Below are 21,902 nucleotides of genomic sequence, written 5' to 3'. Positions count from 1 at the left end.
ATTATGAAAGCAACTGAATCTTTTAAATATTTGATGGCAATGAAGCTGCCTTGTGCGATTGAACACAATGAAGTATATGGTTTATACCAATGTGTTTTTACGAATTGTCTGCATGATTATACTTCAGAAGATAAGGCACATTTTCTTGAAGTCTGTGAGGCATTGAAATCAGGTGTTTTAGGCTATGAAGTTCTGAAGGAGTTGGAGCAATTGGAAGTATCATAAAACGAAGATTTAAGATGAGCATTTGGAAAGTACCAGAACATTTGGACGAAGATGAAAAAAAAGATTTTAGAAAAGCACTGCTGAAATTTTGGGTCACTGTCGTTGTTTTTATAATAGTTGGTTTCTATTATTTGTATAAGAATAATTTTGGCCTAAATCAGTTTATTACGATTGTTGCTGCATTTTGTTCAGCTGGTATTATTGCCACAATTTTATGGGGAAGGAAAAAACCGGAATAAAAAGTAAAAGTTAATAGAGATGAAGGGACCCTTATTTTAACTAGATAACTAAAGATATGAAAAACGGAATACCTAACTTCTTGGAGTACTACATTATTAAGCTGAAAGTGCAGCCTTCCAAATTAGTGAACATAGCATTGATCCTTGTATTTGGATATTTCTTTTGGCTTGGTGGTGGATTGATTGGTTTCGACTTTGATGATAAGAGTAGTGCAAGAATTGGGGCCATAATGGGTTTTGCTATTTACTCCATTTTTATAATGGCCTGGTCTATTCTGAACTATCAGAAAAATAAGACACAGCCACATAATTAGTATCACAAAATGAACCTAAAAATAAAGAACTATGAATTGGATACTTCTATTAAGATTATGGGTAGGAATGGTGATTGCAAACAGCCTCATGGTATGGTTAATTAGGAAATATGAAGTGTTTGAAAGTTTTGAATATTCAGGAATAGCTACTCTGTCTTGTGAGCTGTTGCTGTCCTTTATATGGTGGCAGATCTTTAAGGGTAAGAGAACTATTGTCCAATCTTATATGACAAAAGATGAGAATGGAAATTTAGTTAAAAGAGAGTCATACACGACATTCGATTAACATCAACAACCAAAGAAAAATGAATAGATCGCTAATTCTTAGAGTCTATCAAGTAAGTGTAATCGTAATTCCAACTACTGTGATTGGTATAGCTATATTCTGGCTCTACAAAATTATTAGCAGAGGGATATATACATCCCTAGAGGTAGGAATTCTATTTTCAGCAATGGCATTGATTGTTACTGCCATGATAGGAATAAGAGCCATGATTAAAATCAAATAGTTTCACTAAACGAATGACTGAAGTATGAATTTATTCAGGGATCATAAACATAGAAAGACACCAGGAGCGGCAATTATGGATTTACAAATTGAGAATCTTAGGAATAGGCTGATGGAACTGTTTGATTCCGAAAGAGCGGAACAATTGATGAACAACCCTTCGGAAATCCCTGGAGCCCTTAAAGATATCGAGATCGACAGAGAATTTGATATGTTCTTAAGGTCAATGAATCCTCCAATAATTGTCTCACAAAACGAATGAATATGAAAAGATTCGCATTAGATATTATCGCCATTTTTTGTGCAGTTGCTTTCACCTTCGTAGGTGATTCGCTAACCATCTACAATAAACAAATTGGTGTTATAAGCTTTACCGTTGTAATGATTTTGATTATCATAAAAGCAACTAAACCTAGGTACGAATAGTATCACCAAATGAACCGAAATGACTTACAGTTAACAAGAAATGTTTATTTTCTTGGATGATGAGTGGCTTTTGTGATAAAAAAAGTTGCAGTGGACACCATACCGATGGCTGCCAACCAAAAGGCTCGTTCATCCCATTGTTCAATGAATTTGAAAGGAATATCAGAATAGAGAGTTTTGAAATAGCTCAAATAGAAACCTCCAAAAAATGTCAAGACGGAAATCGAAAACCAAAGAAGAGAAAAATTAATATTCCAGAGCTCAAGCTGAAGCTTTGGAAATGAAAACTTAGCCAGCTTATTGGGCTTCTTCCGCAATGATTTTATTATTTCCTCATGGTTAGTAGTCGCCTTTTCCATATCATGATCTGGCTCTGGAAATTCTGACTTTTTCAACTCGTTTCGAAGTGCTTTGTTTACGATTTCCGGATTAGCTTTAGATACAACTACTTGCTGGCCCTCTGATAACTCCTTATTAGCTTCAAAATTGATTTTTTCAGGATCAAAAGGAATCTTAGGAATTAGCGTTTCGGCTTCATCAATAGAAACAAAAGTGTATTTGTCGGTATTATTGTTGACAATTCTTTCGGCATCTTCCTTATCAATGAAATAAAGTTCTTTTCTTCCAACTCCGGCCGTAATTTGTAACATAAGTACTGGGTCACCTTCGTCAATGACCTCCCATAAGTCGGGATCATTTTGAGATCTCTCCCAGGTAAGACGTTTAAAGCTTTGTTTTTTGCCCGTGCTGATTAGTTTCAATTTAATCATAGGTAGTTGGTCATTTTAGAATTTCAAATACGTCTCTTTCATTTTATCACGGGTAAGTCCGATGTATTTCATGGTATCTTCGACCGATCGGTGATCGAGCATTTTACTGGCCATGATAAGTCCTTTTTCGGTAGAGCCGTATACGTCTGCATATATGTGCATACCAAAGGTTTTCCTGAGCGTATGCGAGGACGGCGTACCGGTATGAATATTGGCGTTTTCCAAGAGACGTTTGAAAGAAGAGTTGAATTGTCTGGTAGCAATAGGAGTATTGGGTTCATCTTTTTTATGCAGTACCAGGTGTTGAATGTTTTCCGGATCGAGCTTGGTGTAATTGGCATCAATGATACGGATTAAATGCTGGTGAAAGAAGACCTCGCGTTGACGGCCTTGTTTGAACTGGAAAAGATCACCCTCTGTTTTATTGACAATATCGATCCAGCGCAAGTTCAAAAATTCTTTCGCCCTGGGCCCGATGTAACCACCGACCGACAGTAGAGTATGATAGCGTAAGAAGCGCTGCCTTTTATCTGGATGCATGGTCTTGACATAGCTGTCCTCGATGCTGGCCAACAGCTTCATAAATTCAACTTCCCATAAAAGGGGTCGGGTGGGCTTTTGGCCTTCACTCATAGTATTGTGGTCGTGTTTTTGTATCTTGTAATAGCAAAAAGTGCTATGCTTCCAAAGCTAGAAATAATAATCCAGTATTTGCAAAATAATCCACTAAATGTTTTGGGGATTACAAAAAGTGGACTACTTTTGATTATCGGGTTTTAGCAATTGCCGTGAGTGAATGCTAGGGCCAAATAACAAGAGACACGAAGTGTCCACTCATTACAGAAGTGGAGTAGTTGATCTTAAACGGAAAACGAATAAATAGAGAAAATTTAAACTTAGCATATGACACAAATTCCATTTATCACTTGGGTTATTTTATTTCCAATAGCAACAGCCTTTGTAAATTATATCAATGCCAAGAGACGTCAAATCACGAAAGAAGAACGTCCAACTGATAAAGTTATGGCATTCATTGAGTTTGTAAATTTGGTTATCTGGGCAGGCGTGGGTTATGCTTTATTTCCGAATTAATAGAAAAAAATTTAACTCTCTTCCTGGGGGGAATTGAGAATAAACCAAAACACTTCACCAATTACAGAAGTGGAGTATAAGACCTAAGAAATGGAAAATATAGATCGAGTTCAAAAAATATGTTCATCACTTAATATGACTATGGATGAGCTGTTTTCTTATGGTAATGATCAGGACGTAAAAGAGATCAACAAACTTGCTTTTGATGAATCTACTTTCGACAAGTTGAAAGATAAGATAGAAGCTATGATTGATGCTCACTATCTTAATGTATTTGAAAAGTCAAAATATCTCCCTGCTAAAGAGAAAGCATTTATTATTAAAACCATTTCAATGTCTGTTAACTATGACCGATTCAAAAATCATACAAGTGAAAACTAAATCTCAGGAAGGGGGGAATTCACTATAAACCAAAACACTTCACCAATCTAGGAAGTGGAGTAGTTACTAAAGAGAAAAAAACGAAGAACATGGATTTTTATCAGGAGTCATCAAACAGAATTATTGAAGGAATTAAAACTTACTACAAATTAACTGGTGATGGTGATATCGCTGAGTTGAGTTATTTGGATTTAACCGAAAGGTTATTGAGTAAGAAAGAGACTGAAGGATATGTTGTACATGTCTTGGCTGATATTAAGGCTGAAGCTGAAGGATTTCCTTCGAACTTACCTCAGATTTTTACCCATGTTGAAAAGACATGGAATGATATTGAATTTACGCAGTTGGGATTTAAATTGAATTTCAATAAAAACTAAATCTCTCGAGGGGGGAATTCACAATAAACCAAAACACTTCACCAATTACAGAAGTGGAGTACTAGGCCTAAGAAAAGAAAACAAATATTGAAGATGAAAATATTTCAGAAACTCAAGGACTTTTTCAAACCATCTCCAACTCCATTGGATGGTGTTCTTATTGAAGGTGATTCAGGACAAGGTATGTCAGCTGCGGTAGTGAATGGAAGATCAAAGGGAATGACATTTGAGTATACACCACAAGTAGCAGAGGATTTTTTGAAGTCAGTAAAGGAGGGAAATTGTTTTTATGGAAAGACGAATGATCCTGAGCAATTAGAGAAATTCAAAAAGATGTTTGAAAACTATGATAAATCCTCAGAAGGGGGGAATTCTAAGCTAACCTAATATGGAAAAATTTAATCTTGTATTGTTGTTACTAACTTTCTCACTAATTTTTGCGGTATATGGGTATATTTCAGCAACGCAAAGAATAGGCAAAAAAGCAAGTCTTTTTGGGGGAATAGCAGTGCTTTTCATTATACCAGTTGTTTACATTGATTCACTTCCGACTCCTTTAGAAGAGTTCTATCTATGGATGAGACTGTTTCTTCTTCTGATTGTTGGATTAGCCTTTATAATCATGTTTAAAACCCTTTGGCCTTGGTTCATTATACGCAATGAAAAAAATCCTTGAATGGGGGGAATTCATAACTTATTAATTGAGAAATGGAAAATATCACAAAACCAAAAATTGAAGAATACGTCAAAAAATTCACCATCAGAAATGGTTTTTTGGAAACGTTTGAATTCTCAAATTTAAGACGATATGAGAAAGCATTGGAACAATTCAATAAATCAAAATTGAAATGAAGCTATACGAAGAAAATACAAAGTCGCAGTTTGAAACAAACAATCAATTTGTTGAAATTGATCATTCTTTGATTGGTACTAAAATCTGCCAGATGATAGCCGGTTATTGGACTGATGGTGAAATCGTAAAAGCCTATGTCGATGAATCCGGTGTCCACTTGTTAACGTCTATAGAGCCGGTCACCTGGGACGGTCAAACCTTCGCATCTGGTTCAGTCTCGATGCGTAATTATGATTGCAGAATATTTGGCAACATCAAATACAAATCTTCCGGTATGCTATTGACAGCAGATGAATTTAAATCTTTCCCTGGGGGAAAATTAGCAAAGAGCTGAAGACTAAAAACCGTTAAAAATTAATAGAGGAGAAATGTGATACACCCTCTGAAGAGTTAAACAATTCGTCCAACTTAAACAATAATGGAAAATGAATGTAAAAGGAATAATACGATTAGGGGTCGTACTCATTGCAATTTTTGCACTGTACAAGGTTATACCAGAAATGATTGACGATAATGTCAATCAAAGTGATATGATAGTTGAAAAAGGAATAGTATTAGAACTCAAAATGATTGAAAAGGAATCAGGTACATTTATATGGAAAACTTCTTATACAGTTCCAACAGCAATGGTAAATATTGGAGGTTCGGTTGAAACGATTACAAATAGTAAAATATTGGCAAAATTGAAGGTTCAAGACACAGCTTGGTTCAAATATCGTACAGAAGATATAGCGAATATGAATCTTAATTTGAAAAGTTTTTACGACGTCGCGAAAGAAAAGAAAATGTTAAAATCAGACAGCTTGTTAATTGCTCAAGCAGACGAAAAATTTGAAACTAGAATAGCTCCAATAGACGGCTTTTTTTACAAACTGATTGCGGTAGGAATGCTGCTTACAGTGCTATTGATCGGCTATAGAGTAATGAATCCAATGTATTAAAAATTAGTTGAGCAATTAACAAAATAGTTAGTTGTACACTTAAAGTTCACTTATCTGAGTGATGATATAATTCCAAAAGTTCTATCTTGATAATATCAAAAAAATTAAAATCATGAAAAAAGTAATTGGTGACATAACGAATTCTGAGGAAAAAGATTTAGCAGAACCTTATCTTAAAACATTGCAAGAGCAGATGATTAAATCAAGAAAGAAGGATGGCACAAGGGTTAAAATTCAACAGAAAAAATAATGCTATGAGAAGTTCGGTATTTATAATAACGGTGACTGTTCTATTGACTGTATACGTCATTTTAACAATTTATCAGGACGTCATTGTTGTAGGGAGTTTGGGTGTGTCTCATTTAGCTTTGTCTGCGAATTTCGCTTGGGTTGTTTGGAATGTAAGGGATATAAAGCCATTTGGTATTACATGGAATGTTGCTTTTAAAATAACCTTGACAGCGTTTGTATTCTGCGTAATTGGATTTAAAGCATTTTTGTAAAATGGCCTATATGGTATAAGTGGGTGTGTTGTACAATAGTGGTTTTCCATTATTTAATTAAATCAAAGAAATGATCAATAAATTGGAAATAAAAGTAACAACAGAAGCAAGTCTGGAAGCTGACCTTGATCGAAAAGAAGTCGAAAATGAAATCGTAAAAATTATTGATGAGTTATTTTCAATAGGAATACAGCCAAAAATTGGAGAATATATTTCTTCTGATGTTGGAGATAATACTTTTGTAATTGATGAAATATTTTATGGTCTTTCTGCAGATGAGGGTACGTATGCAAATTACTGGGTGAAATATGCAGGATAAAGTACAAAGGGAATGAAAACAACAAATCCATCAAAAAAGGTTTGGGAGTCTATTTTAAGAAAAGAGAAACTTCCTCGAAAGAAGAAGAAATCTATTCAGAGTTACATAAGGACCAATCGGATAGTGATAAGTATTGATGAAACTCCTTCTATTGACCTAACAGAATTAAGGCATACAGTGCGAAGTAGTGGAAAACTTATCAAACTTGAGGGTAATGATATTAGGTAATAGAATTTAACAGAGAGACGATTCTTTTGGCAAAATATTTTCATAATAGACCATGAGCGAAAAACCCAATTTTGTTCCTACTCAAAATGTTAGATGTTATGACTTTCCAGGCCTAGACCGAAATGGGTATTACCTTGAAGGAACAATTGTCAGAATTAGACCTGAAGAATATCCGGATTGTCTAGAGATCCTATGCACCTTTGATAGTACGGCCAACGAAAAGCACTCCAGAGTTGGTGACATCATATTCACTCCGCTTCAGAACGAGTTAGACCAATTTTGGGAACATGATAGAATTGTTATCCTTGAAAAAGGGAGCGATAATCAAACAAAATAGGGATTAATAAATTCATTTTTATCACTATGGATACTCTCAATTTAGGATTTGAACGACTCAAAAAGATAGATCCAAATTTCACTTACAAATCCTGGTTCTTTGAAACGGTGAAAGCCCCGTCGCAGATCAGCAAACGTCAGTTTTTTACTGGCTATGAAAGCACTAAAGTTGTTGAAAGCGTTGATGCATCTAAAATTGTTGCGACCTATAATCAGCGCTATTACGGCAAAACATGGATAGAAATGTTGGGATCACTTCGTTCATTTGAAAGATGTTTGGAGATTGAGGGCTATTTAGACAGGCGTGACAACATGAGTTTATCCAAATATGGAGAAGAATACCAAATCTGCCTTGGCAGTCATCGATCATGTATATCCAAATTCTTAGATAGACCAATAAAAAATATAGAAGTAACAGAATATCAGCTAGATTCTAGGTATCAGTCAGACTGGGATTGGTTTGAGGGTGCTCACTTGCGTCCTATTGAGGAACGAGATGAATATTGGAGGTTTGAATCAAATAGCAAGATTTCTGTTGTAATAAAAAAGACGATGTTTCAAGCATTTAAATCTTGTTTCGATGACTTTGATCTTTTTGAAGAAGAAAGTGTATTGAAAAGGATGTTCCAGCGTGAAAATGAGCCTCAGCTGGAAAGAGTTGAAATATTAAGACCTAGAGATCTAAAAGGCAGACACGTTCGTGAACTGCTCAAAATAATTAAGAACAAGTACCGATTTTGACATAAATGTATCACCGAAATAGATTTTATCTATTAATAATTTCAGATGGCAAATATTATTTTGTGAAACTCCCAGAATAGAATGGATATCATCGACCGAACATTCTTTGGAAAATTCTTTTTTTCCCTGTTGAAAAATGGCGAGGGTACTCGCCTTAACTCAAATAAAAACTTTTTCTGTTTTTATGCCTTATTTTGTCTGCTCTTTTAAAGATTTATATTATTTTAAATAATAGGGTTACAAATTTTAACAATAAATCATTCATTGCAGTTAATATAGGCTGTTTCTAAGGTAACAAATAGTAACAATTACTGTGAAAAGCTGCCCTCAGTAGCAGATAGTAACAGTAAAAGGCATTTCAGTAGCAGATAGTAACAGTAAAGTGGCTTCAGGTTACAGAGAGTAACAATAAGAGGGTATTCGGTAACAAAAACTCACAATAAAAAATGGAAGGGTTACGAATAGTAACAGTAAAAAAGGCTTCAGTAACTCATAGTAACAGTAAAATGTTTGATTCTACATCAAATAGGTTGAAAATGACCTGTCAGGATCTTTATTAAGGGGGTAGAAGGGAAGAAATCCTCTCGGTGATAGTAAGCAGTATAAGAATAAAAGCTTAGAGCAGGCGCTATTTGCTGAATCCCTTCGGAAACAAAAAGTAACAGTTATCTATAGTTTTGATAGCAATTGGGTTGATATGGTTTTATTAAGCTGTAAATCAGCGAATTGCGTTTTTTGACCAATTTTTGTACAGGGCTTAGCAGGCTATCTAACTTTTCGGCCAATCAATCTATAAGTACCTGGAATGGATATTTTATTAGACCAGAAGAGCTCTGGTCCTCGATTAGTAAGATTGGGTTACAGAAAGTGATAGTAAAATTATTAGATTAAATCGCCAAATAGAGAGAATAGAAGCGGTTTTTGCGAAGGAAGGGGATTAAGTTACAAATAGTAACAGTTAGTTGAAGGTGGTGATATATGCAACAATTGAAAAGTTGATTTGGCTTTTATATATGATTTTACCAGTTTATTTGCTAAATAATTGACCTTGACTAGAAGCTCAGGCGGTTCGGTAACAAATAGTAACAGTTAAAACGTGGCAGAATTAGAAGTCTTATTTATGATGTGGAAAACTTTTTCAATCTCAGGTTACAAATAGTAACAATTAATGCGAAATTGAAATAATTCAGGATATCAAAAGATATAATGTCACTGGTTAAAGTAACCCTTTAGGGTGGTGAATTTCTGAAAACTGTTTCATTTAAATAAAATTATGGTTTTACCAGAATAAAACTATAATACTTGATTATCTTGTCAATCTTAAAGATTGACAGTAAATACCGAACCCTGATAACTAATGAAAGAAGAGGCTAACGCATTAAGCATATTTCCAAAAACTGAGCTAACGAGAGTTGATAGGAACATTGCAATTTCAGGGAAATTCTTTTCACACTTTGGTAAGGATGAAGCTATGGTCAGAACAGTGATGTTTTATTTATCTGATTCTTATCAGAAGGATTTGTGGGGATATGAAACCATTGATCCTTATCGCATGGCTAAATCAATGGACATTAGTCCATCTTTATTGAGAAAGAAGCATACAGCTCCTTATCAAAAGATCAAGTTGGGAGAAGCGGAATTTGAAAGAAGAAAGGCGAAGGGAGAAAAGATGTATGAAACGATCTTTGAAAATGCATTGTATCAATTGACTTTTAATTCTGCTGATATCAGCTATTCGAGCAAGAATGATGACGGTACGGTAGTTCAAGAGAATATCTCATTTACGTTTTTAGAAGCACTTAAAATAGTAAGTCAAAAAGCAAGAGGAAAAAGTAAGCATTTGTATAGTGTAAAATATAACACTTCAGCCAAAGAAAATTTAACTGGTTTTTTCTTATTGACTAACAAGCCAGAATTTGCGAAGTTGACCGGCTCTGCTGGCCAACAAGATTTATATATGTATTTGACGAACCTAAGGGTTATCTTATATAACAAACCGGAGGATGAAAGAAGAGGCTTGCCGCATTTTGACCTTTTATGTAAGCGCTGCAGAGTATTTGGGATGGAACCTAAACTAGCAAAATCATCAATAATAAGAATGTTCAAGGCCTTACAGCAAAAATGTCCATCACTAGGAGTTAATTTGGATTGGGAAGGTGAAGGAAGGTGGAAGTACACACCAGTCGTAACATTTGATTATTCACAATTTGCTACAGAAACACCAACAGATCAATTCAAAGGATTTGAACGATTGTTTAATGAATATATCAAAGACTTGTATATTGAATTGAAAATTGATACCAAGTCGAAAATGACCATAGCTAAGTGGTTGGTGAATAATTCACTAAATGTGGAAGAGAAGAGGCTGGCTTACGTTAGAGCTTACAACAAAGCCTTTGGTGAGAAAAATAAGATTGATATATACGATGAAAGGGTAACTTATTGGTTGAATAACCATAAACATTTGTACAATCCAGTTTATAGGTAGATAGATAAAAAGATCAATAAAAAGTCCTTCAATTAATTGAAGGACTTTTTTTATGTAACATCACCATTAAGGTCATTGTTCCAGTCATTGCATCGGCTTTTGTTGATCTTAATGTTAAAGGCGTAATGTCTGATGAGCTTTTTGGCTACATTAAGTGCCTGGTCAAAATCCAGATGATCAGGATCAGGGTCAAGTAACTTAGTTAATTCCTCATCAGCTGTATGATAAGTGATGTGAGCTTGTTGAACAGAAGTAACTTTTTTTACACCAAATTGAATGGGTAGAGAATTCAACTCGGAAATCCATTTTAGATCATAATGAAGTCCATAAATGTCGTTATCATTAATCAAATGAATTCTGATACTATTTAAGTCAGGACAAAGTTTGATTGCCTCTCTAATATAGTTGGTTGACAATCGTCCTTCTGAACTGATCAATAAGGTGTTGGGCTTTGGGTAGAGTTTATAAAAAGAGATGACATCGACAGCTGCTTCCCCGATAAAAACTTGCTCAATCATTTCAGGCTTTGCATACCAAAAACTATTTTCCCTGGGGAGAACAAACATTCCTTTATGAAAAAAATCAGACTTCATATTGTAGCTCTTGATTTCCCCCTTAGCATTTCTTAAACTAAATGCGTTACCAAAAAGTGGTTTGGCTTTGTTTTTCATCTTAAAACGTACCCAATTCAAAGCATTAAAAATGAAGGGATGTTTTGTGATCGTTTGCTCTATGCCTCGTTCTTGAAAATATTCATTGGGCTTAAAGTCATGTGTAGAAATGATTTTGACGCTTGGTTCACTTATTATTTCGACAGGGGGTAAAATTTCAGTCTTTTGTAAAGATGTTGTAAAATCAGTACCAGAATTTTCCATGAATTTGAATACTGCAGGCCATTTCATTTTTTGATTTATCATGAGATAGTCGATAATAGAGCCTTTGTCAAAATCATTACCTAGATTTTTGTAAACCCAATGGCCTGTAGGTCCTTTGCTAATTTCAATAATATCTTTGTCGTGACCATTGTGAGTACGTTTAAGTACTTTGTAAACGTAGTTGTCAATTTTAGGTGCGTTCCCGGAGTGGCCTTTTACACTATCTTTGGGATTATGGGTATATCCTTCGGTGTTAATAAGAAAGCTTTCCAAATCAAATGATGATTTGAAATTGTTTATTCGTTCTTTAGTTTCAGAGTCCATTGCCATAACATTAACCCAGCTGGGCCCATTGGTTGTAAAGGTACTGAGCTTGCTTCAAAAGAGATTGATCCTTAATCCCGTTTGCAAGGATTTCATCAAGACTTATATTAGGAAGGTTATTGGATGAAATGAATTCAGAACATCTTTCTTGAATATCATTTTCTTTTTCTTGGGGAGTTAGTCCCAATTCATCGGTGAGAAACATATCCCAAAGCAGTGCTTCGGCCTCTTGGAGAGTATCACAGTGGAAGTTAGATCTGTCTATGATAAGGTCGAAACCAGTTGTAATCGAGACTTCAATGAAATAGCCGTTTTTATAGACATATACTTCATTGCAGGCCCATCCTGAGATATCAACATCCCATTTCTCAGCGAATTGATCAACGGGCATGAGCACTTTAGTTATTTGGAAATCAGATAAGGTTTTCATGATCGAGGTATTAAATTAAAAAAAAGGTTGGAGAAACTTACTTGATTGGTTCAAATTGATATCCAAGCCCTGTAAAGTGTGACTGGAGATCTTGAAATGGCAGATGTCTCCATGACCTTAGAATTGATGAGTTATTTGAATACTCGACGGTTTCATTAATAATATAAATAGAAAAGTATGGAGGCAGCGCTGCTTTTTTGGAAACAAGGTCTGGATGATGAAAATAGATGGTTAGAGAGAATACCTCTGAAGGTTTGTTAAGATTATAAGAATAACCGGATTTAATAAGGAAAGGGTGAATTTTAGAAAAATTCATATCATTGAGTGGTTTGATCTTAGGGTGATTAGAATTAATGAACCTTACTCTTCCGGACGGTGTACAAATGATTTTTAGAAATAAAGGCAGGGCTTTATCCCTACCAAAAAAGTAGTGGACCTGATAGCCCTTTCGTTTCATTCTAGTGAAGTCCATATTTGAAACAGTTTAAGTAAAAAATTGATAACTATGAAGCGATTGCTCTACCTTTTCCCCAAGAAAGCTTCATTTTACCTTCATCATCATACGATTTGGTAATTATTGAGCTTAGTAGATTTGGATCTACATCAAACTCTGCAAAAACTTCAGAAGCTTCTTTATATTCTTTGTTTTTGATGAAGTCGTTAATAGCCTCTTTATTCATGAGTAGTGCCATTATATTTTGTTCCAGTGTGTCATTATAGGTGATGAAGTAAACATCTGTTTTGTGCTTGGAATCATATCTTATGGCTCTGAAGTAATATTGGCTCATTTTTGGAATATTCCATTGGAGAGATTCAAGGATGACAACATTACAAGTTGGAATATTGACACTGCTTTTTAGTGATTGCTGAGTCGAGATAAGTATACCGTCAAAGGATTCTTCGAATTCCTTAATGATTTGTTTTCGCTTATTAATGTCTACGTGGCCAAGAATCAAGAAAATCTTCCTGAAAGGAAACAGATTTGATATATGTCTGTAGTAAGCTTCAGCTGCATCCTTTCTTGTCACTCCAATCATGATTTTCTCATTTGATTTCTCAGACACTAATTCAGAGATTTTTAAGAATTTTGTTGGTAAAAGCTGGTTGAGATTGAATTCATATTCAGAGAAAGCATGAGGCATAGAAGTTGCTTTGATGAGTAAATTGATTTGTTTAATCAATCTCAGCATTGCATCCTTTTTAGAATTACCTGAAGAGTTGCAATACTTTCTTTCGATCTCATGAAATTCCTGAAGGATTTTGAAATAGATGTGCTCTTCATGTTCATTTTGATCAATTTGAAGGTTGTGAATTTCATATTTCCCGTCACCGGCGACTTCATTAAATTTTCGTGTAATTACGGTTTTTTGGATGAGTCCAAGGAGTGCTTGTTGGTTATAGATATCCTGATTCTGTTTCTCGATGCCAAATACGGTCTTTTTAAAAGGATTAAAACATGCTCGAAAAAGATTGAATCCATGATAGGCAGGAAAAGGCTTGTTATAGAATAGGTTCTCTGATTGCTTGATTCCTTCGTTGTTGGCTAAATCATCCTTTTTGTCTTCTCTGTATTTGTATTTGCAGGTACAGATCATATTATAAGAGTTATTGTATAGCAGTTCGAGTTGTGGATACCATTCATTGATATTGTTACGGGTAGTAGTACCGGTGGTCTCTAATTTGAAAGCTGCTCTTCTGAAAACCTTTAAGGTTGACTTGGTACGAATGGCGTTATGATTGGTAATTTCATCACTTTCATCAAATACCATGGCGATCTTGTTCCCTAGACATTTGACAAGCTTTTGTAGCTTTTTTTCGTGTCGTGTTAGCATGGTAAGGGCAACTAACACAGTTTGACCAGGCTTGATACTTTCTATATCCTCAATGGTTTTTACATTAACAAAGTCGTGGCCCTGAAGGGTAAGAAATGGAGCCCATGTTCCTTTGATGGCTATAGCCGGTCCGATTACGAAGGAATTTTTAATCTTATTGTGATCCTGGAGCATTTTGATGTAGCTGTATCCCGCTAAGGTTTTACCTGACCCTTGTTCCCAGTTTAGGGACCCGTATTTTTTTTGGAACATTAAACCGAGATCGTTTTTCTGAATATTATTTAGAAAACAGGAATTACCTTTTTTATCGAGAAAAGAAAAATTATTTAAATATTGATCAAGTGCTGCGTTCCTATCGATAGTATCAAAAGATTGTGACTGTAAATTGAAATCAGCTTTTTTCCGATCAATAAGCTTAGTTGATATGCCAGGAAATCGGTTACAGAAAGTTGCATTAATTGGATTGTGATCGAATTGTATCAGGTCGTAAAAAGGAAAATAAGTTTGCTTAAAAAGTTTTTTTATCTGCCTTTTAGTTTTGGGCGAATAACCTTTGATTTTAAGACCATAATTAGTCTTTACAAGAGCCATTTTTTCAATCGGATCTTTTTTCGATTGAAGTAGTATGATTTTTAGCAAGTAAGCCAAAACCTTATTTTCTGTGAGCTTCTTTTTGTCCCATTCTTTGTAGCTCATATCTTCAGGTTTTACCTGAGTATGAAATTGATTGATATACTGCTCGGCTTTAGAAAGCTGTAGTTTCAAAAGTGGGTGAGTTTTGATTTCGAAGAGGTATTTCTTTACTCTGTAGGAAAATCCATTGTGCTGATAATCGTTTCTTTTTGAAAAGCTCCAGTTGTTACCAAATTCGTTGTTGCTAAGCTCATTGACCAATTTGGCTTTTAAGAGGTTTTTTTCGCTGTACAGCGGTAGTAGGTAATTTTCAAAAATATTAGAGCTGGAGTCTTCGAAATGATGAGGATCTACGGGGATAAAAGGCAAATGCTCGCTTCGCCGTTGGAGAACAAGTAATTTGGTATTAAAAGATTTTACTCCTAGGTGAGCAAAACCATTAATTGGAAGGTTAAATTGGCATACAAAGTTGAAATGTTCCTCGATGGTTTCTATCTGGCTTTTGTTGCTGTATTCATCTGCCAGAAAAGAGCCAGGTGTAATGATGGCCATGAGCCCGCCGGGTTTAAGAAATTGTGCAGCCTTATTGCAATAAACGAGTTGTGATATGCCATCATTCCATGAAAGATTAAAAGGCGGGTTTCCAACAACTAAATCAAATTTTATATCAGAATGATAGTACTGAAGATCACCTTCTTCTAGGTTGGCTTGCGGGTATAAATGTTTTGCCACTTTAGTGGCATTTGAATCTAGTTCAATCCCATAGCAGTTAGATTCTACAGGGCAATAATTGAAGAAATTACCCATGCCAAAAGTCAGATCAGCGATAAGATCGGTGTCGGCTGGTTTAAGAATGTTCATGATAAATTCACATAACATTGGACTCGTAAAAAACTGCCCGTTCTCATATTCCTTTTTGGCATTAGAAAAAGCAGAGTAATTATTGTAGTCATGCCTATCCAACCCATGTAATCCGCCAATACCGGTATAGGAATTGAAAATATCTTCCGGAGTAATTCCTTTCATGTCGGGAGATTCTATGAGTTGAAGAATAGTATTGTTGATTGATTCTCTTTTAGCAGCAGGAATAATAAGATTGTGATTTTGATAAGGCATAGCAATTGAATAAAATGATAAAAAGAGATAAGAAAGAGAGAGATGATTATCCTCTCGCTTTTTTTGCGTCCATATTGAAAATATGCCAAAACTGATCGGCTAGTTCCGGAGTTGTGAAATGAACGTCAACGTTGCCATTTTTATAGAATCTGAATTTGGTAATAGTTTTTAAAGTATCTATTTCAATGGCTTCAAATGAAACTTTAGGCCCTTGATTGTGATCATATGGAACTATTGAAGTAAGCTCAGAAAGCATTGAAGTTGATTGATTATCGAAAAAAGACAACGCTAGTAGGAGCTGCTTCAGGTTATCACAATTGTAGTGAATAGAACAATTACTACTATAGCCGTCCCAATAGTAGGCAAGCGAAGAAAAGGTGATCTTTTTTGCTTTTCGCACATTACCGAAATGCAAACAGCGATGAAAATCATCGTTGATTTTTTTAACACCGGCGTCGAATAGATCTGCACCATCTGTTTCTTTGAAGATGTGCTCTAAGATGACTGTAAAGTCAAGAACTGAGCTGGTGGTTTCGAGATCTTGTAAGTCTAATTTGATATGATACTGATTTTCAAAATGCGATCTAATTTGACTAACGAAATTCTTTTGAGCCTGAGTAAGATTGTTTTTAATAGCAGCTATAGAATAGAGCGCTGTATATTTTAATGATTGATCCCACCGTAGATCATGCGCTCGATGGTGAGTAGCTACAGAATACTTGCCTTGGTGTTCACTAAGTTTAAAAGCTCCATTGGCGGTGCAATTGGCGTGTTTTTTTTCAAACCAGGCTAGTTGCTTTTTCAAAAGGGTGGTAAGATCAGTATAGATCGTTTGTGTTTCAGTACAAAATGTTCTGTCAGCTTCAGAAATTCGGTTTTCATAGTTAATTTCTACGCTATCAAACTTAGAGATTAGGTCATCAACATTAGTAAGAGAGGCAACTACAAAAGGTTTGGAATCATTTAAAGTCTCCATAGGATCTGTTTGTTTAATTGATATTGAAGGTTTTTGAATTTCAAGATGCATGGCGAGGGCAAGTGTTGGTAAACTTGTATGACTCTTGGCCATAGGAATTCCATGATAGAATATTTTCATGTGTTGACCATTCAAGTAGATGGTAAAGTCATCAACTGAAGTGCCGCTGGTTTCATTGAAAAGATGATTAACAGATTCCAGTTTTTTTAGATAATAGGAAGACCATTCATCCTTTACGGAATCAGAAATCTCAATATGTGTGAAGGTGTTACCACCTGAGAGTATTTCTCCGGAAGCCTCACAGCGATCGTAGCTTTGACATGTGTTAGCAAACGCTTTAAGCTGATGATAATCGACATTTGAGTCACGGATAGTGAAGGTAAATGACCAGGAGCGCCCTCCGGGTTGTTCTCGAACAGATACTTGTTTTTGATTGTATCCGATTTGGTCCTTAAGCTGCTTCTTTATCCTTTGGGCTTTGGATAATTTAATTTCAGGTTTAGCTATAGATGTTCCCATGGTTAATTTTGATTTGGATGAAAAATATTAGCGTATGTCCGGAGGAATTTTTTATGGCTCCGTCGTTTGATCACGATCAGTTTGTAATCGTAGTAGATTTCAAGTTCCTGTTTTAGGGCAGCGACTTCTTGATCGGAAGCCGGCACTGTACGTTGAATGCATGAAGGATAATGAGCATTACCGTGTTGCCCGACATGTTGATAACAGGAAACTTCACCTAAATAGGATTCTATTTCATAAGGGAACAAAGCGATAAGATCACCCTGTGTCTTATATTTTCTAAAGATGACTTCTGTGGGTTGTTTTTGCATGATTGAAAAAGGTTATTCGATATTCAAATCCCACCATCTTACTGTGTCATTGGTGTCAAGATCAGGGTATTGATTGGATTCATTGGATGATTGTTTGCTTAAGGCGTTCTGATAAGCAATCCCGAAGTCAGCAATGGACTCATCTGGTTGGATGGAGCGGAATCCTTGATTGACTAATAGTTCCTGGTACTTGTCAAAAGCTTTTTCGGGATCAATAGTGACAAATGGATCATCAGGAATGCCACGGTGTTCATATTGAACGATGTGAATGATGAGCTGAGCATTAGATTTTTCACCAAAAAGCTCCAGTCCTTTATCCAATATAATTTTTGCCTTACGCAATTCGTTTTTTGAATATTCAGCGATATCTTCTAGCTCCGGAATAACGGATTCAATAATGGACTTTGAGGCTATCATAGCCTCTTTTATGGTTTGTACTGTCATGATTAAAATTGATTAAGTATTGAAATTATCCGCCATAAGCGAATTGATCGAGGTAGTTGTTGTGGATCCTGTCAATGTCTTTCTTGGTAGCACCTTTTGAGATGGCTTTTGTGACAAGATCCATGAATTGTTGAATGACTTGTTGAGAAAACCTAGAGGGTAAATAGTAGTAACCGGTTTCATCGCTATCACGTAGCTTGACTAGAATTTGCCAAGGTTTGGTTACATGTTGCTGGATCTGGTAAAATCTATGGATAAGTTTTTGAATTTCAAATTGATCGTTAGCCTTAACTGCTAATTGGATGCGCATTTGAAGTGAGGACAGATATTCTTTTTTACCCGAATATCTGGTTTTACCACGGCGTTTTTTTGGTTGCCTACCTCCTTTTAAAGGAAGGTCATTAAAGAGATCGTTATGATCATACTGGATGTCAAATCGGGCTTTGATTTTTTCGACGGCAAAGACTGGGTTCTTTTTGTATTCACGTCTGGCCATGCGCTTTCTCCGATTTCGGAATACAGCTTCCGGAGACCACTTACCCTTCATGATCTGGAATGTTAATAACACAATCTTTAACCAAATGATGATTGAAATTTTTTATAGCACGCATGCTACAATATTCTCGAAGTGAACTTTCGAACTGTGGAGAATCTCTATCACAGATAAGGATAGGATGAGGCATAGAGAAAAGGTCCTCTTTAATTTCATCCTTTAGAGATTCTAAACTATCGTCAAGCCTATTGGCTGCACGCCAATTTAGTAGGGTGCAGTAATGAACCTCATTGGTTTTATTGAGATGTTCGGCAAAATGCAATTCTGCTAAAGTGATTCTGCCATTTTCTGACTTGTGAGTAAGGTGTCGAGAGACAATAGATTTTGAATATCTATATTCAATAATTTGCTGAAAATCGGTGATTTCGATATGTTTCATGATTTTATAGTCATTGGGTAGCACTGAATAAGAAGAGTAAAGGCATAAAAAAAGGGGTTAGACTTCCCGTCTGGAAGACTCCACACCCCTATAGAAAAATAAACACTGTCTTTTAAGCTGAAAGCGGAATAGGCGAATTCAAATGATTTTCGAGATTAATGAATAGACCTTGATAGCCGATTTGATCATCTTTAAGAAAATCCCAAAGCATTTGTCCAGCGTATTGAGCCATGATACTGTTGATGAATAGATCTTGTTTACCTAATGCTTCAGCCATCGAGCAAGAAGGACCCTGGTCCCTTTTGTTCTCATATTTTTTTAAATCCGGAAACATTTCAAAAACGGTTAGTAATTTTTTTATTGCTTTGGTTTTTCTCATTCGTGGCTGTTTGATTGCATCTGGAACGGTACCTAAAATGATTTGACCAGTTTTTTTGGCATTGCCAAGATCCATCCAATAATAAGGAGTTGAATAATCTTCTCGCCAATCACTTTTATCAGCATTTTGTTGCTTTAGGGTTTCCTGTATCATTTCTCTGGATCGAACCGTATCAACACAGGAAATCGTGATATTAGAAGCTGGCTGTTTGTCGTAAAGACCAAACTTTACGGGAAAGGCTTCCCAATCTAGACTGAAAAAGCGATTGATTCTTTCGATAAGAACAATTGATTTGTTCCTACCAATATCACCTGTGCCAAAGAGCTGACGGCCTCGGTTGGCTTCTGATACTACGTCGTCATCATAAGCATAGACCATTAATCCTGGTAGGCCCATAGCTACCATCGAGACATGAATTTTTGCCAGTTGTGTTAGCATATTAGAACCGGTACCACCGCAACCGGCAAGAGCAATTGTTATTGGATGTACGGCTTCACGAAAATATTCTGGTGTATAGTGCATTAAAGGTTTCATGACTCTAGAAGGTTTTTAAGTTTGCTTCGGTGCTTTATCAATTTTGAATTTGGAAAAGGCTTCCTAGTTTGCATTAGGTTGCTCCAAAGTAGATTCAGGTTGCCATCAATAGGTGATTTACCAATATTCAAATGGGTGAAATAGGAATAGAAAAAACCGTTTTCCCATTCCTCTATGGCCTGATCAAAATATTCAGGCTTATCAGGTTTTTGCATCGTACCGGTACAAACACTGCCGTTATCATAGATATTATAGAAAGGAGCGTAATACAGGTTGGTATTGAGATCAATTGATTCTGTTTTTATGGCGAAGACACTTAGTTGTTGTCTGGAAGCCATAAACAAAAGGCCTGGAACTTGCGCTTCACCTGAAGGTATGCCCAATTTTTCATGAAAATTAAGCGTTCTTATACCTGGAGGAATTGTCCATATGATACGAAAGTCATCTCCCCTATTTTCTGCTAGAAGAACATGATCAGGGATAAGTGCTTTGAAGTTTAATGGCTTATGTGATTGAAGATGTTGATCAGCAAAAAATTTACCCATTTTAGAAATGGAATTTTTAGTCATTGGCTTCCCGGCACCTACAATGATTTGATTATCTATTGCCAGAGGTTTATGGCATTCGGTATAAAACCTTGGTGCATCACATTTTTCATCATCATCTGAATCAGAATTTTCAGATTTATATATAGATAAGAAAATATGTGGTTCGTAGTTTACATCTAGTTCTCGTGGATTCATATCAGGCTATCTTTTAGGTACCAGGTTAATTCTCTTGAATAGCTCATCCATTGATTGTATTCTTCAATCCAGGAAGGCATTTTAATAGCATCCCAATGTTTAGGAGCTTCGGTGAGTTGTTGCGGGTAGGTATGAGGTATAATCCCGATACCCCAGGCCCTTTCGTTCAGGTATTCATCCATCCAATGATAAATGTTATCATCAATGGTCCAAACAAAACGGAATGCCTCGTGGGCATGCGCTTCACCCTGATCATCTGAAAAAACTTTATGCCCGGATTCAAAATCCGATAAGGCATAAGGCTGTTCGTAAAGCTTAAAAGTTTTGAGCATCCAATGTTTCACTGCTTTGGTAAGTACTGTTCGTGGCTTGTAAGCAAGGATTTTAGTTTTAAGAATGTCTGGGTCTATGAGTGCATCATTTACTTTTCGGTGCCATTCATTTATAGATCCGTTCGTATACTTGTCAGTGAGTTTAGCATAATGCCTTTGTTCGCCTTGATCACAATCATATAAACAGTCGCGCATTTGCTCAATACTTTGCTCTAAGGCTTCGGACTTCCATAGTTCTTGACCAATTTGATTTTTTATGAAAGCTAGGAAAGGCAACATGAGATTTAATAAGGTTTTATTTCGACGATTGAGCAATGGTAGGAAATCACAAGTAACCGTTTGACCGCCGTTTAGGTGATAGGCGTGGTGTAATGTGATACATTGTTGATTTCCTTTTAATTCTATGCGTAAAGGAGCTTCAGGAAATAATTTTGTTATTTGAGCAACCAGGTGATCGAACAAATCTCGTGATGATGGTTTTTTTTTCCATTGGTGCTGATGGTCAAAATCAGGGTGAGAGGAAAAAATATCGTATAAAAAAACTGAAAGTGATGAAAAAGTATCAGCCTCTGGTTTGTTGTAAAAATCGGCTAAAGTTATTGCTTCAGGAGAGAATCCAGTTAGATTAAAAAATCTAGGTTTTGTCCCGGCAGGCAAATGCGTTCGTCTTTTTTGACCTCGTGCATTTGATTTAGTTCTTCGTAGAACAGTTCTCCGAACTGGACGTGCAGTTCGTGGTCTAATGGTTCTTTCTGTATATGCTGTTTGCATGATCGTAAAT

The 21,902-nt window shown here is 35.9% G+C and carries 33 protein-coding genes; 20 read left to right on the top strand and 13 right to left on the bottom strand.

The window, feature by feature from the left end; all coding sequences use genetic code 11:
* The first annotated feature begins 3 nt into the window (after positions 1-3).
* The 6 genes from ABJH98_RS18055 (at position 4) to ABJH98_RS18030 (ending at position 1,712) form a co-directional block, all read left to right on the top strand.
* Positions 4-225 (top strand): hypothetical protein, encoded by a 222-nt coding sequence (locus ABJH98_RS18055; RefSeq protein ID WP_348309176.1) that lies wholly within the window; start codon positions 4-6, stop codon positions 223-225.
* 14 nt (positions 226-239) lie between these two features.
* The gene (locus tag ABJH98_RS18050; protein WP_348309175.1) at positions 240-464 is read left to right on the top strand and encodes a hypothetical protein; all 225 of its coding nucleotides are present in this window, start codon (positions 240-242) and stop codon (positions 462-464) included.
* 56 nt (positions 465-520) lie between these two features.
* On the top strand, positions 521-778 hold the full coding sequence (locus ABJH98_RS18045; RefSeq protein ID WP_348309174.1) for a hypothetical protein: 258 nt from the start codon (positions 521-523) through the stop codon (positions 776-778).
* A gap of 305 nt (positions 779-1,083) precedes the next feature.
* On the top strand, positions 1,084-1,287 hold the full coding sequence (locus tag ABJH98_RS18040) for a hypothetical protein (protein WP_348309173.1): 204 nt from the start codon (positions 1,084-1,086) through the stop codon (positions 1,285-1,287).
* 24 nt (positions 1,288-1,311) lie between these two features.
* Positions 1,312-1,548: a hypothetical protein gene (locus tag ABJH98_RS18035; RefSeq protein WP_348309172.1), complete on the top strand. Its 237-nt coding sequence runs from the start codon at positions 1,312-1,314 to the stop codon at positions 1,546-1,548.
* Between the two features lie 2 nt (positions 1,549-1,550).
* A complete protein-coding gene (locus ABJH98_RS18030) occupies positions 1,551-1,712 on the top strand; it encodes a hypothetical protein (RefSeq protein ID WP_348309171.1) in 162 nt (53 codons plus the stop codon).
* A gap of 44 nt (positions 1,713-1,756) precedes the next feature.
* Here the strand turns inward: ABJH98_RS18030 and ABJH98_RS18025 are convergent, their stop codons facing one another.
* The gene (locus tag ABJH98_RS18025) at positions 1,757-2,482 is read right to left on the bottom strand and encodes a hypothetical protein (protein ID WP_348309170.1); all 726 of its coding nucleotides are present in this window, start codon (positions 2,480-2,482) and stop codon (positions 1,757-1,759) included.
* Positions 2,483-2,497: 15 nt separating this feature from the next.
* A complete protein-coding gene (locus ABJH98_RS18020; RefSeq protein WP_348309169.1) occupies positions 2,498-3,115 on the bottom strand; it encodes a tyrosine-type recombinase/integrase in 618 nt (205 codons plus the stop codon).
* 270 nt (positions 3,116-3,385) lie between these two features.
* Here ABJH98_RS18020 and ABJH98_RS18015 point away from each other — a divergent pair, with 270 nt between their 5' ends.
* From ABJH98_RS18015 to ABJH98_RS17950, 14 genes are all read left to right on the top strand, one after another.
* Positions 3,386-3,574 carry a hypothetical protein gene (locus tag ABJH98_RS18015; protein ID WP_348309168.1) on the top strand — a complete coding sequence of 63 codons (189 nt, stop codon included), beginning with the start codon at positions 3,386-3,388 and terminating at the stop codon, positions 3,572-3,574.
* A gap of 90 nt (positions 3,575-3,664) precedes the next feature.
* Entirely contained in the window at positions 3,665-3,955 is a 291-nt protein-coding gene (locus ABJH98_RS18010) for a hypothetical protein (RefSeq protein ID WP_348309167.1), read from the top strand.
* 89 nt (positions 3,956-4,044) lie between these two features.
* Positions 4,045-4,332 carry a hypothetical protein gene (locus ABJH98_RS18005; RefSeq protein ID WP_348309166.1) on the top strand — a complete coding sequence of 96 codons (288 nt, stop codon included), beginning with the start codon at positions 4,045-4,047 and terminating at the stop codon, positions 4,330-4,332.
* A gap of 93 nt (positions 4,333-4,425) precedes the next feature.
* Positions 4,426-4,719 (top strand): hypothetical protein, encoded by a 294-nt coding sequence (locus ABJH98_RS18000; RefSeq protein WP_348309165.1) that lies wholly within the window; start codon positions 4,426-4,428, stop codon positions 4,717-4,719.
* A gap of 1 nt (position 4,720) precedes the next feature.
* Complete coding sequence (locus tag ABJH98_RS17995) at positions 4,721-5,008, top strand: hypothetical protein (RefSeq protein WP_348309164.1); 288 nt, start codon at positions 4,721-4,723, stop codon at positions 5,006-5,008.
* A 172-nt stretch (positions 5,009-5,180) separates the two neighbouring features.
* Complete coding sequence (locus tag ABJH98_RS17990; protein ID WP_348309163.1) at positions 5,181-5,519, top strand: hypothetical protein; 339 nt, start codon at positions 5,181-5,183, stop codon at positions 5,517-5,519.
* A gap of 91 nt (positions 5,520-5,610) precedes the next feature.
* Positions 5,611-6,126 (top strand): hypothetical protein, encoded by a 516-nt coding sequence (locus tag ABJH98_RS17985; protein ID WP_348309162.1) that lies wholly within the window; start codon positions 5,611-5,613, stop codon positions 6,124-6,126.
* Between the two features lie 112 nt (positions 6,127-6,238).
* Positions 6,239-6,376 carry a hypothetical protein gene (locus ABJH98_RS17980; RefSeq protein ID WP_348309161.1) on the top strand — a complete coding sequence of 46 codons (138 nt, stop codon included), beginning with the start codon at positions 6,239-6,241 and terminating at the stop codon, positions 6,374-6,376.
* A gap of 4 nt (positions 6,377-6,380) precedes the next feature.
* Positions 6,381-6,629, top strand: coding sequence for a hypothetical protein (locus tag ABJH98_RS17975; RefSeq protein WP_348309160.1), 249 nt, complete (start codon positions 6,381-6,383; stop codon positions 6,627-6,629).
* Positions 6,630-6,699: 70 nt separating this feature from the next.
* A complete protein-coding gene (locus tag ABJH98_RS17970) occupies positions 6,700-6,948 on the top strand; it encodes a hypothetical protein (protein ID WP_348309159.1) in 249 nt (82 codons plus the stop codon).
* A gap of 12 nt (positions 6,949-6,960) precedes the next feature.
* Positions 6,961-7,176: a hypothetical protein gene (locus tag ABJH98_RS17965; RefSeq protein WP_348309158.1), complete on the top strand. Its 216-nt coding sequence runs from the start codon at positions 6,961-6,963 to the stop codon at positions 7,174-7,176.
* A 52-nt stretch (positions 7,177-7,228) separates the two neighbouring features.
* Positions 7,229-7,513, top strand: a complete 285-nt coding sequence (locus tag ABJH98_RS17960; protein ID WP_348309157.1) for a hypothetical protein — start codon at positions 7,229-7,231, stop codon at positions 7,511-7,513.
* Between the two features lie 26 nt (positions 7,514-7,539).
* Positions 7,540-8,253, top strand: a complete 714-nt coding sequence (locus ABJH98_RS17955) for a hypothetical protein (protein ID WP_348309156.1) — start codon at positions 7,540-7,542, stop codon at positions 8,251-8,253.
* A gap of 1,357 nt (positions 8,254-9,610) precedes the next feature.
* Complete coding sequence (locus ABJH98_RS17950; RefSeq protein ID WP_348309155.1) at positions 9,611-10,741, top strand: hypothetical protein; 1,131 nt, start codon at positions 9,611-9,613, stop codon at positions 10,739-10,741.
* Positions 10,742-10,791: 50 nt separating this feature from the next.
* Here ABJH98_RS17950 and ABJH98_RS17945 read toward each other — a convergent pair whose 3' ends face one another.
* The 11 genes from ABJH98_RS17945 to ABJH98_RS17895 all read right to left on the bottom strand — a co-directional run bounded on the left by ABJH98_RS17945 (position 10,792) and on the right by ABJH98_RS17895 (position 21,892).
* Positions 10,792-11,940, bottom strand: coding sequence for a hypothetical protein (locus tag ABJH98_RS17945; RefSeq protein ID WP_348309154.1), 1,149 nt, complete (start codon positions 11,938-11,940; stop codon positions 10,792-10,794).
* 10 nt (positions 11,941-11,950) lie between these two features.
* Positions 11,951-12,370, bottom strand: a complete 420-nt coding sequence (locus ABJH98_RS17940; RefSeq protein WP_348309153.1) for a hypothetical protein — start codon at positions 12,368-12,370, stop codon at positions 11,951-11,953.
* A gap of 503 nt (positions 12,371-12,873) precedes the next feature.
* Positions 12,874-15,951, bottom strand: a complete 3,078-nt coding sequence (locus ABJH98_RS17935; protein WP_348309152.1) for a helicase-related protein — start codon at positions 15,949-15,951, stop codon at positions 12,874-12,876.
* Between the two features lie 46 nt (positions 15,952-15,997).
* Positions 15,998-17,446 (bottom strand): hypothetical protein, encoded by a 1,449-nt coding sequence (locus ABJH98_RS17930; RefSeq protein ID WP_348309151.1) that lies wholly within the window; start codon positions 17,444-17,446, stop codon positions 15,998-16,000.
* 2 nt (positions 17,447-17,448) lie between these two features.
* Positions 17,449-17,757 carry a hypothetical protein gene (locus ABJH98_RS17925; RefSeq protein ID WP_348309150.1) on the bottom strand — a complete coding sequence of 103 codons (309 nt, stop codon included), beginning with the start codon at positions 17,755-17,757 and terminating at the stop codon, positions 17,449-17,451.
* A gap of 12 nt (positions 17,758-17,769) precedes the next feature.
* On the bottom strand, positions 17,770-18,201 hold the full coding sequence (locus ABJH98_RS17920; protein WP_348309149.1) for a hypothetical protein: 432 nt from the start codon (positions 18,199-18,201) through the stop codon (positions 17,770-17,772).
* A gap of 25 nt (positions 18,202-18,226) precedes the next feature.
* Complete coding sequence (locus ABJH98_RS17915; protein ID WP_348309148.1) at positions 18,227-18,748, bottom strand: hypothetical protein; 522 nt, start codon at positions 18,746-18,748, stop codon at positions 18,227-18,229.
* On the bottom strand, positions 18,738-19,133 hold the full coding sequence (locus ABJH98_RS17910) for a hypothetical protein (protein WP_348309147.1): 396 nt from the start codon (positions 19,131-19,133) through the stop codon (positions 18,738-18,740). Before ABJH98_RS17910 ends, ABJH98_RS17915 begins: the two co-directional genes overlap by 11 nt.
* A 112-nt stretch (positions 19,134-19,245) precedes the next feature.
* On the bottom strand, positions 19,246-20,046 hold the full coding sequence (locus ABJH98_RS17905; RefSeq protein ID WP_348176097.1) for a PRTRC system ThiF family protein: 801 nt from the start codon (positions 20,044-20,046) through the stop codon (positions 19,246-19,248).
* Positions 20,043-20,789 (bottom strand): hypothetical protein, encoded by a 747-nt coding sequence (locus ABJH98_RS17900; RefSeq protein WP_348309146.1) that lies wholly within the window; start codon positions 20,787-20,789, stop codon positions 20,043-20,045. The genes ABJH98_RS17905 and ABJH98_RS17900 overlap by 4 nt, the downstream gene beginning before the upstream one ends.
* Positions 20,786-21,892 carry a hypothetical protein gene (locus ABJH98_RS17895; protein ID WP_348309145.1) on the bottom strand — a complete coding sequence of 369 codons (1,107 nt, stop codon included), beginning with the start codon at positions 21,890-21,892 and terminating at the stop codon, positions 20,786-20,788. Before ABJH98_RS17895 ends, ABJH98_RS17900 begins: the two co-directional genes overlap by 4 nt.
* Positions 21,893-21,902 lie beyond the last annotated feature (10 nt).

This window comes from Reichenbachiella sp. (assembly GCF_039969095.1).
Lineage (GTDB): Bacteria > Bacteroidota > Bacteroidia > Cytophagales > Cyclobacteriaceae > Reichenbachiella.
Note: the sequence above shows the minus strand (reverse complement) of the source record. Positions and strands in the feature narration are given on the sequence as shown.

Excerpts from the sequence above, each read along its gene's own strand:
- ABJH98_RS18000 (WP_348309165.1), top strand. The coding sequence starts at position 4,426 with ATGAAAATATTTCAGAAACTCAAGGACTTTTTCAAACCATCTCCAACT.
- ABJH98_RS18040 (WP_348309173.1), top strand. The coding sequence starts at position 1,084 with ATGAATAGATCGCTAATTCTTAGAGTCTATCAAGTAAGTGTAATCGTA.
- ABJH98_RS18025 (WP_348309170.1), bottom strand. The coding sequence starts at position 2,482 with ATGATTAAATTGAAACTAATCAGCACGGGCAAAAAACAAAGCTTTAAA.
- ABJH98_RS17975 (WP_348309160.1), top strand. The coding sequence starts at position 6,381 with ATGAGAAGTTCGGTATTTATAATAACGGTGACTGTTCTATTGACTGTA.
- ABJH98_RS17990 (WP_348309163.1), top strand. The coding sequence starts at position 5,181 with ATGAAGCTATACGAAGAAAATACAAAGTCGCAGTTTGAAACAAACAAT.
- ABJH98_RS17970 (WP_348309159.1), top strand. The coding sequence starts at position 6,700 with ATGATCAATAAATTGGAAATAAAAGTAACAACAGAAGCAAGTCTGGAA.
- ABJH98_RS18030 (WP_348309171.1), top strand. The coding sequence starts at position 1,551 with ATGAAAAGATTCGCATTAGATATTATCGCCATTTTTTGTGCAGTTGCT.
- ABJH98_RS17905 (WP_348176097.1), bottom strand. The coding sequence starts at position 20,046 with ATGAAACCTTTAATGCACTATACACCAGAATATTTTCGTGAAGCCGTA.
- ABJH98_RS18015 (WP_348309168.1), top strand. The coding sequence starts at position 3,386 with ATGACACAAATTCCATTTATCACTTGGGTTATTTTATTTCCAATAGCA.
- ABJH98_RS17950 (WP_348309155.1), top strand. The coding sequence starts at position 9,611 with ATGAAAGAAGAGGCTAACGCATTAAGCATATTTCCAAAAACTGAGCTA.
- ABJH98_RS18035 (WP_348309172.1), top strand. The coding sequence starts at position 1,312 with ATGAATTTATTCAGGGATCATAAACATAGAAAGACACCAGGAGCGGCA.
- ABJH98_RS18005 (WP_348309166.1), top strand. The coding sequence starts at position 4,045 with ATGGATTTTTATCAGGAGTCATCAAACAGAATTATTGAAGGAATTAAA.
- ABJH98_RS17965 (WP_348309158.1), top strand. The coding sequence starts at position 6,961 with ATGAAAACAACAAATCCATCAAAAAAGGTTTGGGAGTCTATTTTAAGA.
- ABJH98_RS17925 (WP_348309150.1), bottom strand. The coding sequence starts at position 17,757 with ATGCAAAAACAACCCACAGAAGTCATCTTTAGAAAATATAAGACACAG.
- ABJH98_RS17980 (WP_348309161.1), top strand. The coding sequence starts at position 6,239 with ATGAAAAAAGTAATTGGTGACATAACGAATTCTGAGGAAAAAGATTTA.
- ABJH98_RS17895 (WP_348309145.1), bottom strand. The coding sequence starts at position 21,892 with ATGCAAACAGCATATACAGAAAGAACCATTAGACCACGAACTGCACGT.
- ABJH98_RS17935 (WP_348309152.1), bottom strand. The coding sequence starts at position 15,951 with ATGCCTTATCAAAATCACAATCTTATTATTCCTGCTGCTAAAAGAGAA.
- ABJH98_RS17955 (WP_348309156.1), top strand. The coding sequence starts at position 7,540 with ATGGATACTCTCAATTTAGGATTTGAACGACTCAAAAAGATAGATCCA.
- ABJH98_RS17940 (WP_348309153.1), bottom strand. The coding sequence starts at position 12,370 with ATGAAAACCTTATCTGATTTCCAAATAACTAAAGTGCTCATGCCCGTT.
- ABJH98_RS17910 (WP_348309147.1), bottom strand. The coding sequence starts at position 19,133 with ATGAAACATATCGAAATCACCGATTTTCAGCAAATTATTGAATATAGA.
- ABJH98_RS17920 (WP_348309149.1), bottom strand. The coding sequence starts at position 18,201 with ATGACAGTACAAACCATAAAAGAGGCTATGATAGCCTCAAAGTCCATT.
- ABJH98_RS17960 (WP_348309157.1), top strand. The coding sequence starts at position 7,229 with ATGAGCGAAAAACCCAATTTTGTTCCTACTCAAAATGTTAGATGTTAT.
- ABJH98_RS18020 (WP_348309169.1), bottom strand. The coding sequence starts at position 3,115 with ATGAGTGAAGGCCAAAAGCCCACCCGACCCCTTTTATGGGAAGTTGAA.
- ABJH98_RS18045 (WP_348309174.1), top strand. The coding sequence starts at position 521 with ATGAAAAACGGAATACCTAACTTCTTGGAGTACTACATTATTAAGCTG.
- ABJH98_RS17985 (WP_348309162.1), top strand. The coding sequence starts at position 5,611 with ATGAATGTAAAAGGAATAATACGATTAGGGGTCGTACTCATTGCAATT.
- ABJH98_RS17915 (WP_348309148.1), bottom strand. The coding sequence starts at position 18,748 with ATGAAGGGTAAGTGGTCTCCGGAAGCTGTATTCCGAAATCGGAGAAAG.
- ABJH98_RS17995 (WP_348309164.1), top strand. The coding sequence starts at position 4,721 with ATGGAAAAATTTAATCTTGTATTGTTGTTACTAACTTTCTCACTAATT.
- ABJH98_RS17900 (WP_348309146.1), bottom strand. The coding sequence starts at position 20,789 with ATGAATCCACGAGAACTAGATGTAAACTACGAACCACATATTTTCTTA.
- ABJH98_RS17930 (WP_348309151.1), bottom strand. The coding sequence starts at position 17,446 with ATGGGAACATCTATAGCTAAACCTGAAATTAAATTATCCAAAGCCCAA.
- ABJH98_RS18050 (WP_348309175.1), top strand. The coding sequence starts at position 240 with ATGAGCATTTGGAAAGTACCAGAACATTTGGACGAAGATGAAAAAAAA.
- ABJH98_RS18010 (WP_348309167.1), top strand. The coding sequence starts at position 3,665 with ATGGAAAATATAGATCGAGTTCAAAAAATATGTTCATCACTTAATATG.
- ABJH98_RS17945 (WP_348309154.1), bottom strand. The coding sequence starts at position 11,940 with ATGGACTCTGAAACTAAAGAACGAATAAACAATTTCAAATCATCATTT.
- ABJH98_RS18055 (WP_348309176.1), top strand. The coding sequence starts at position 4 with ATGAAAGCAACTGAATCTTTTAAATATTTGATGGCAATGAAGCTGCCT.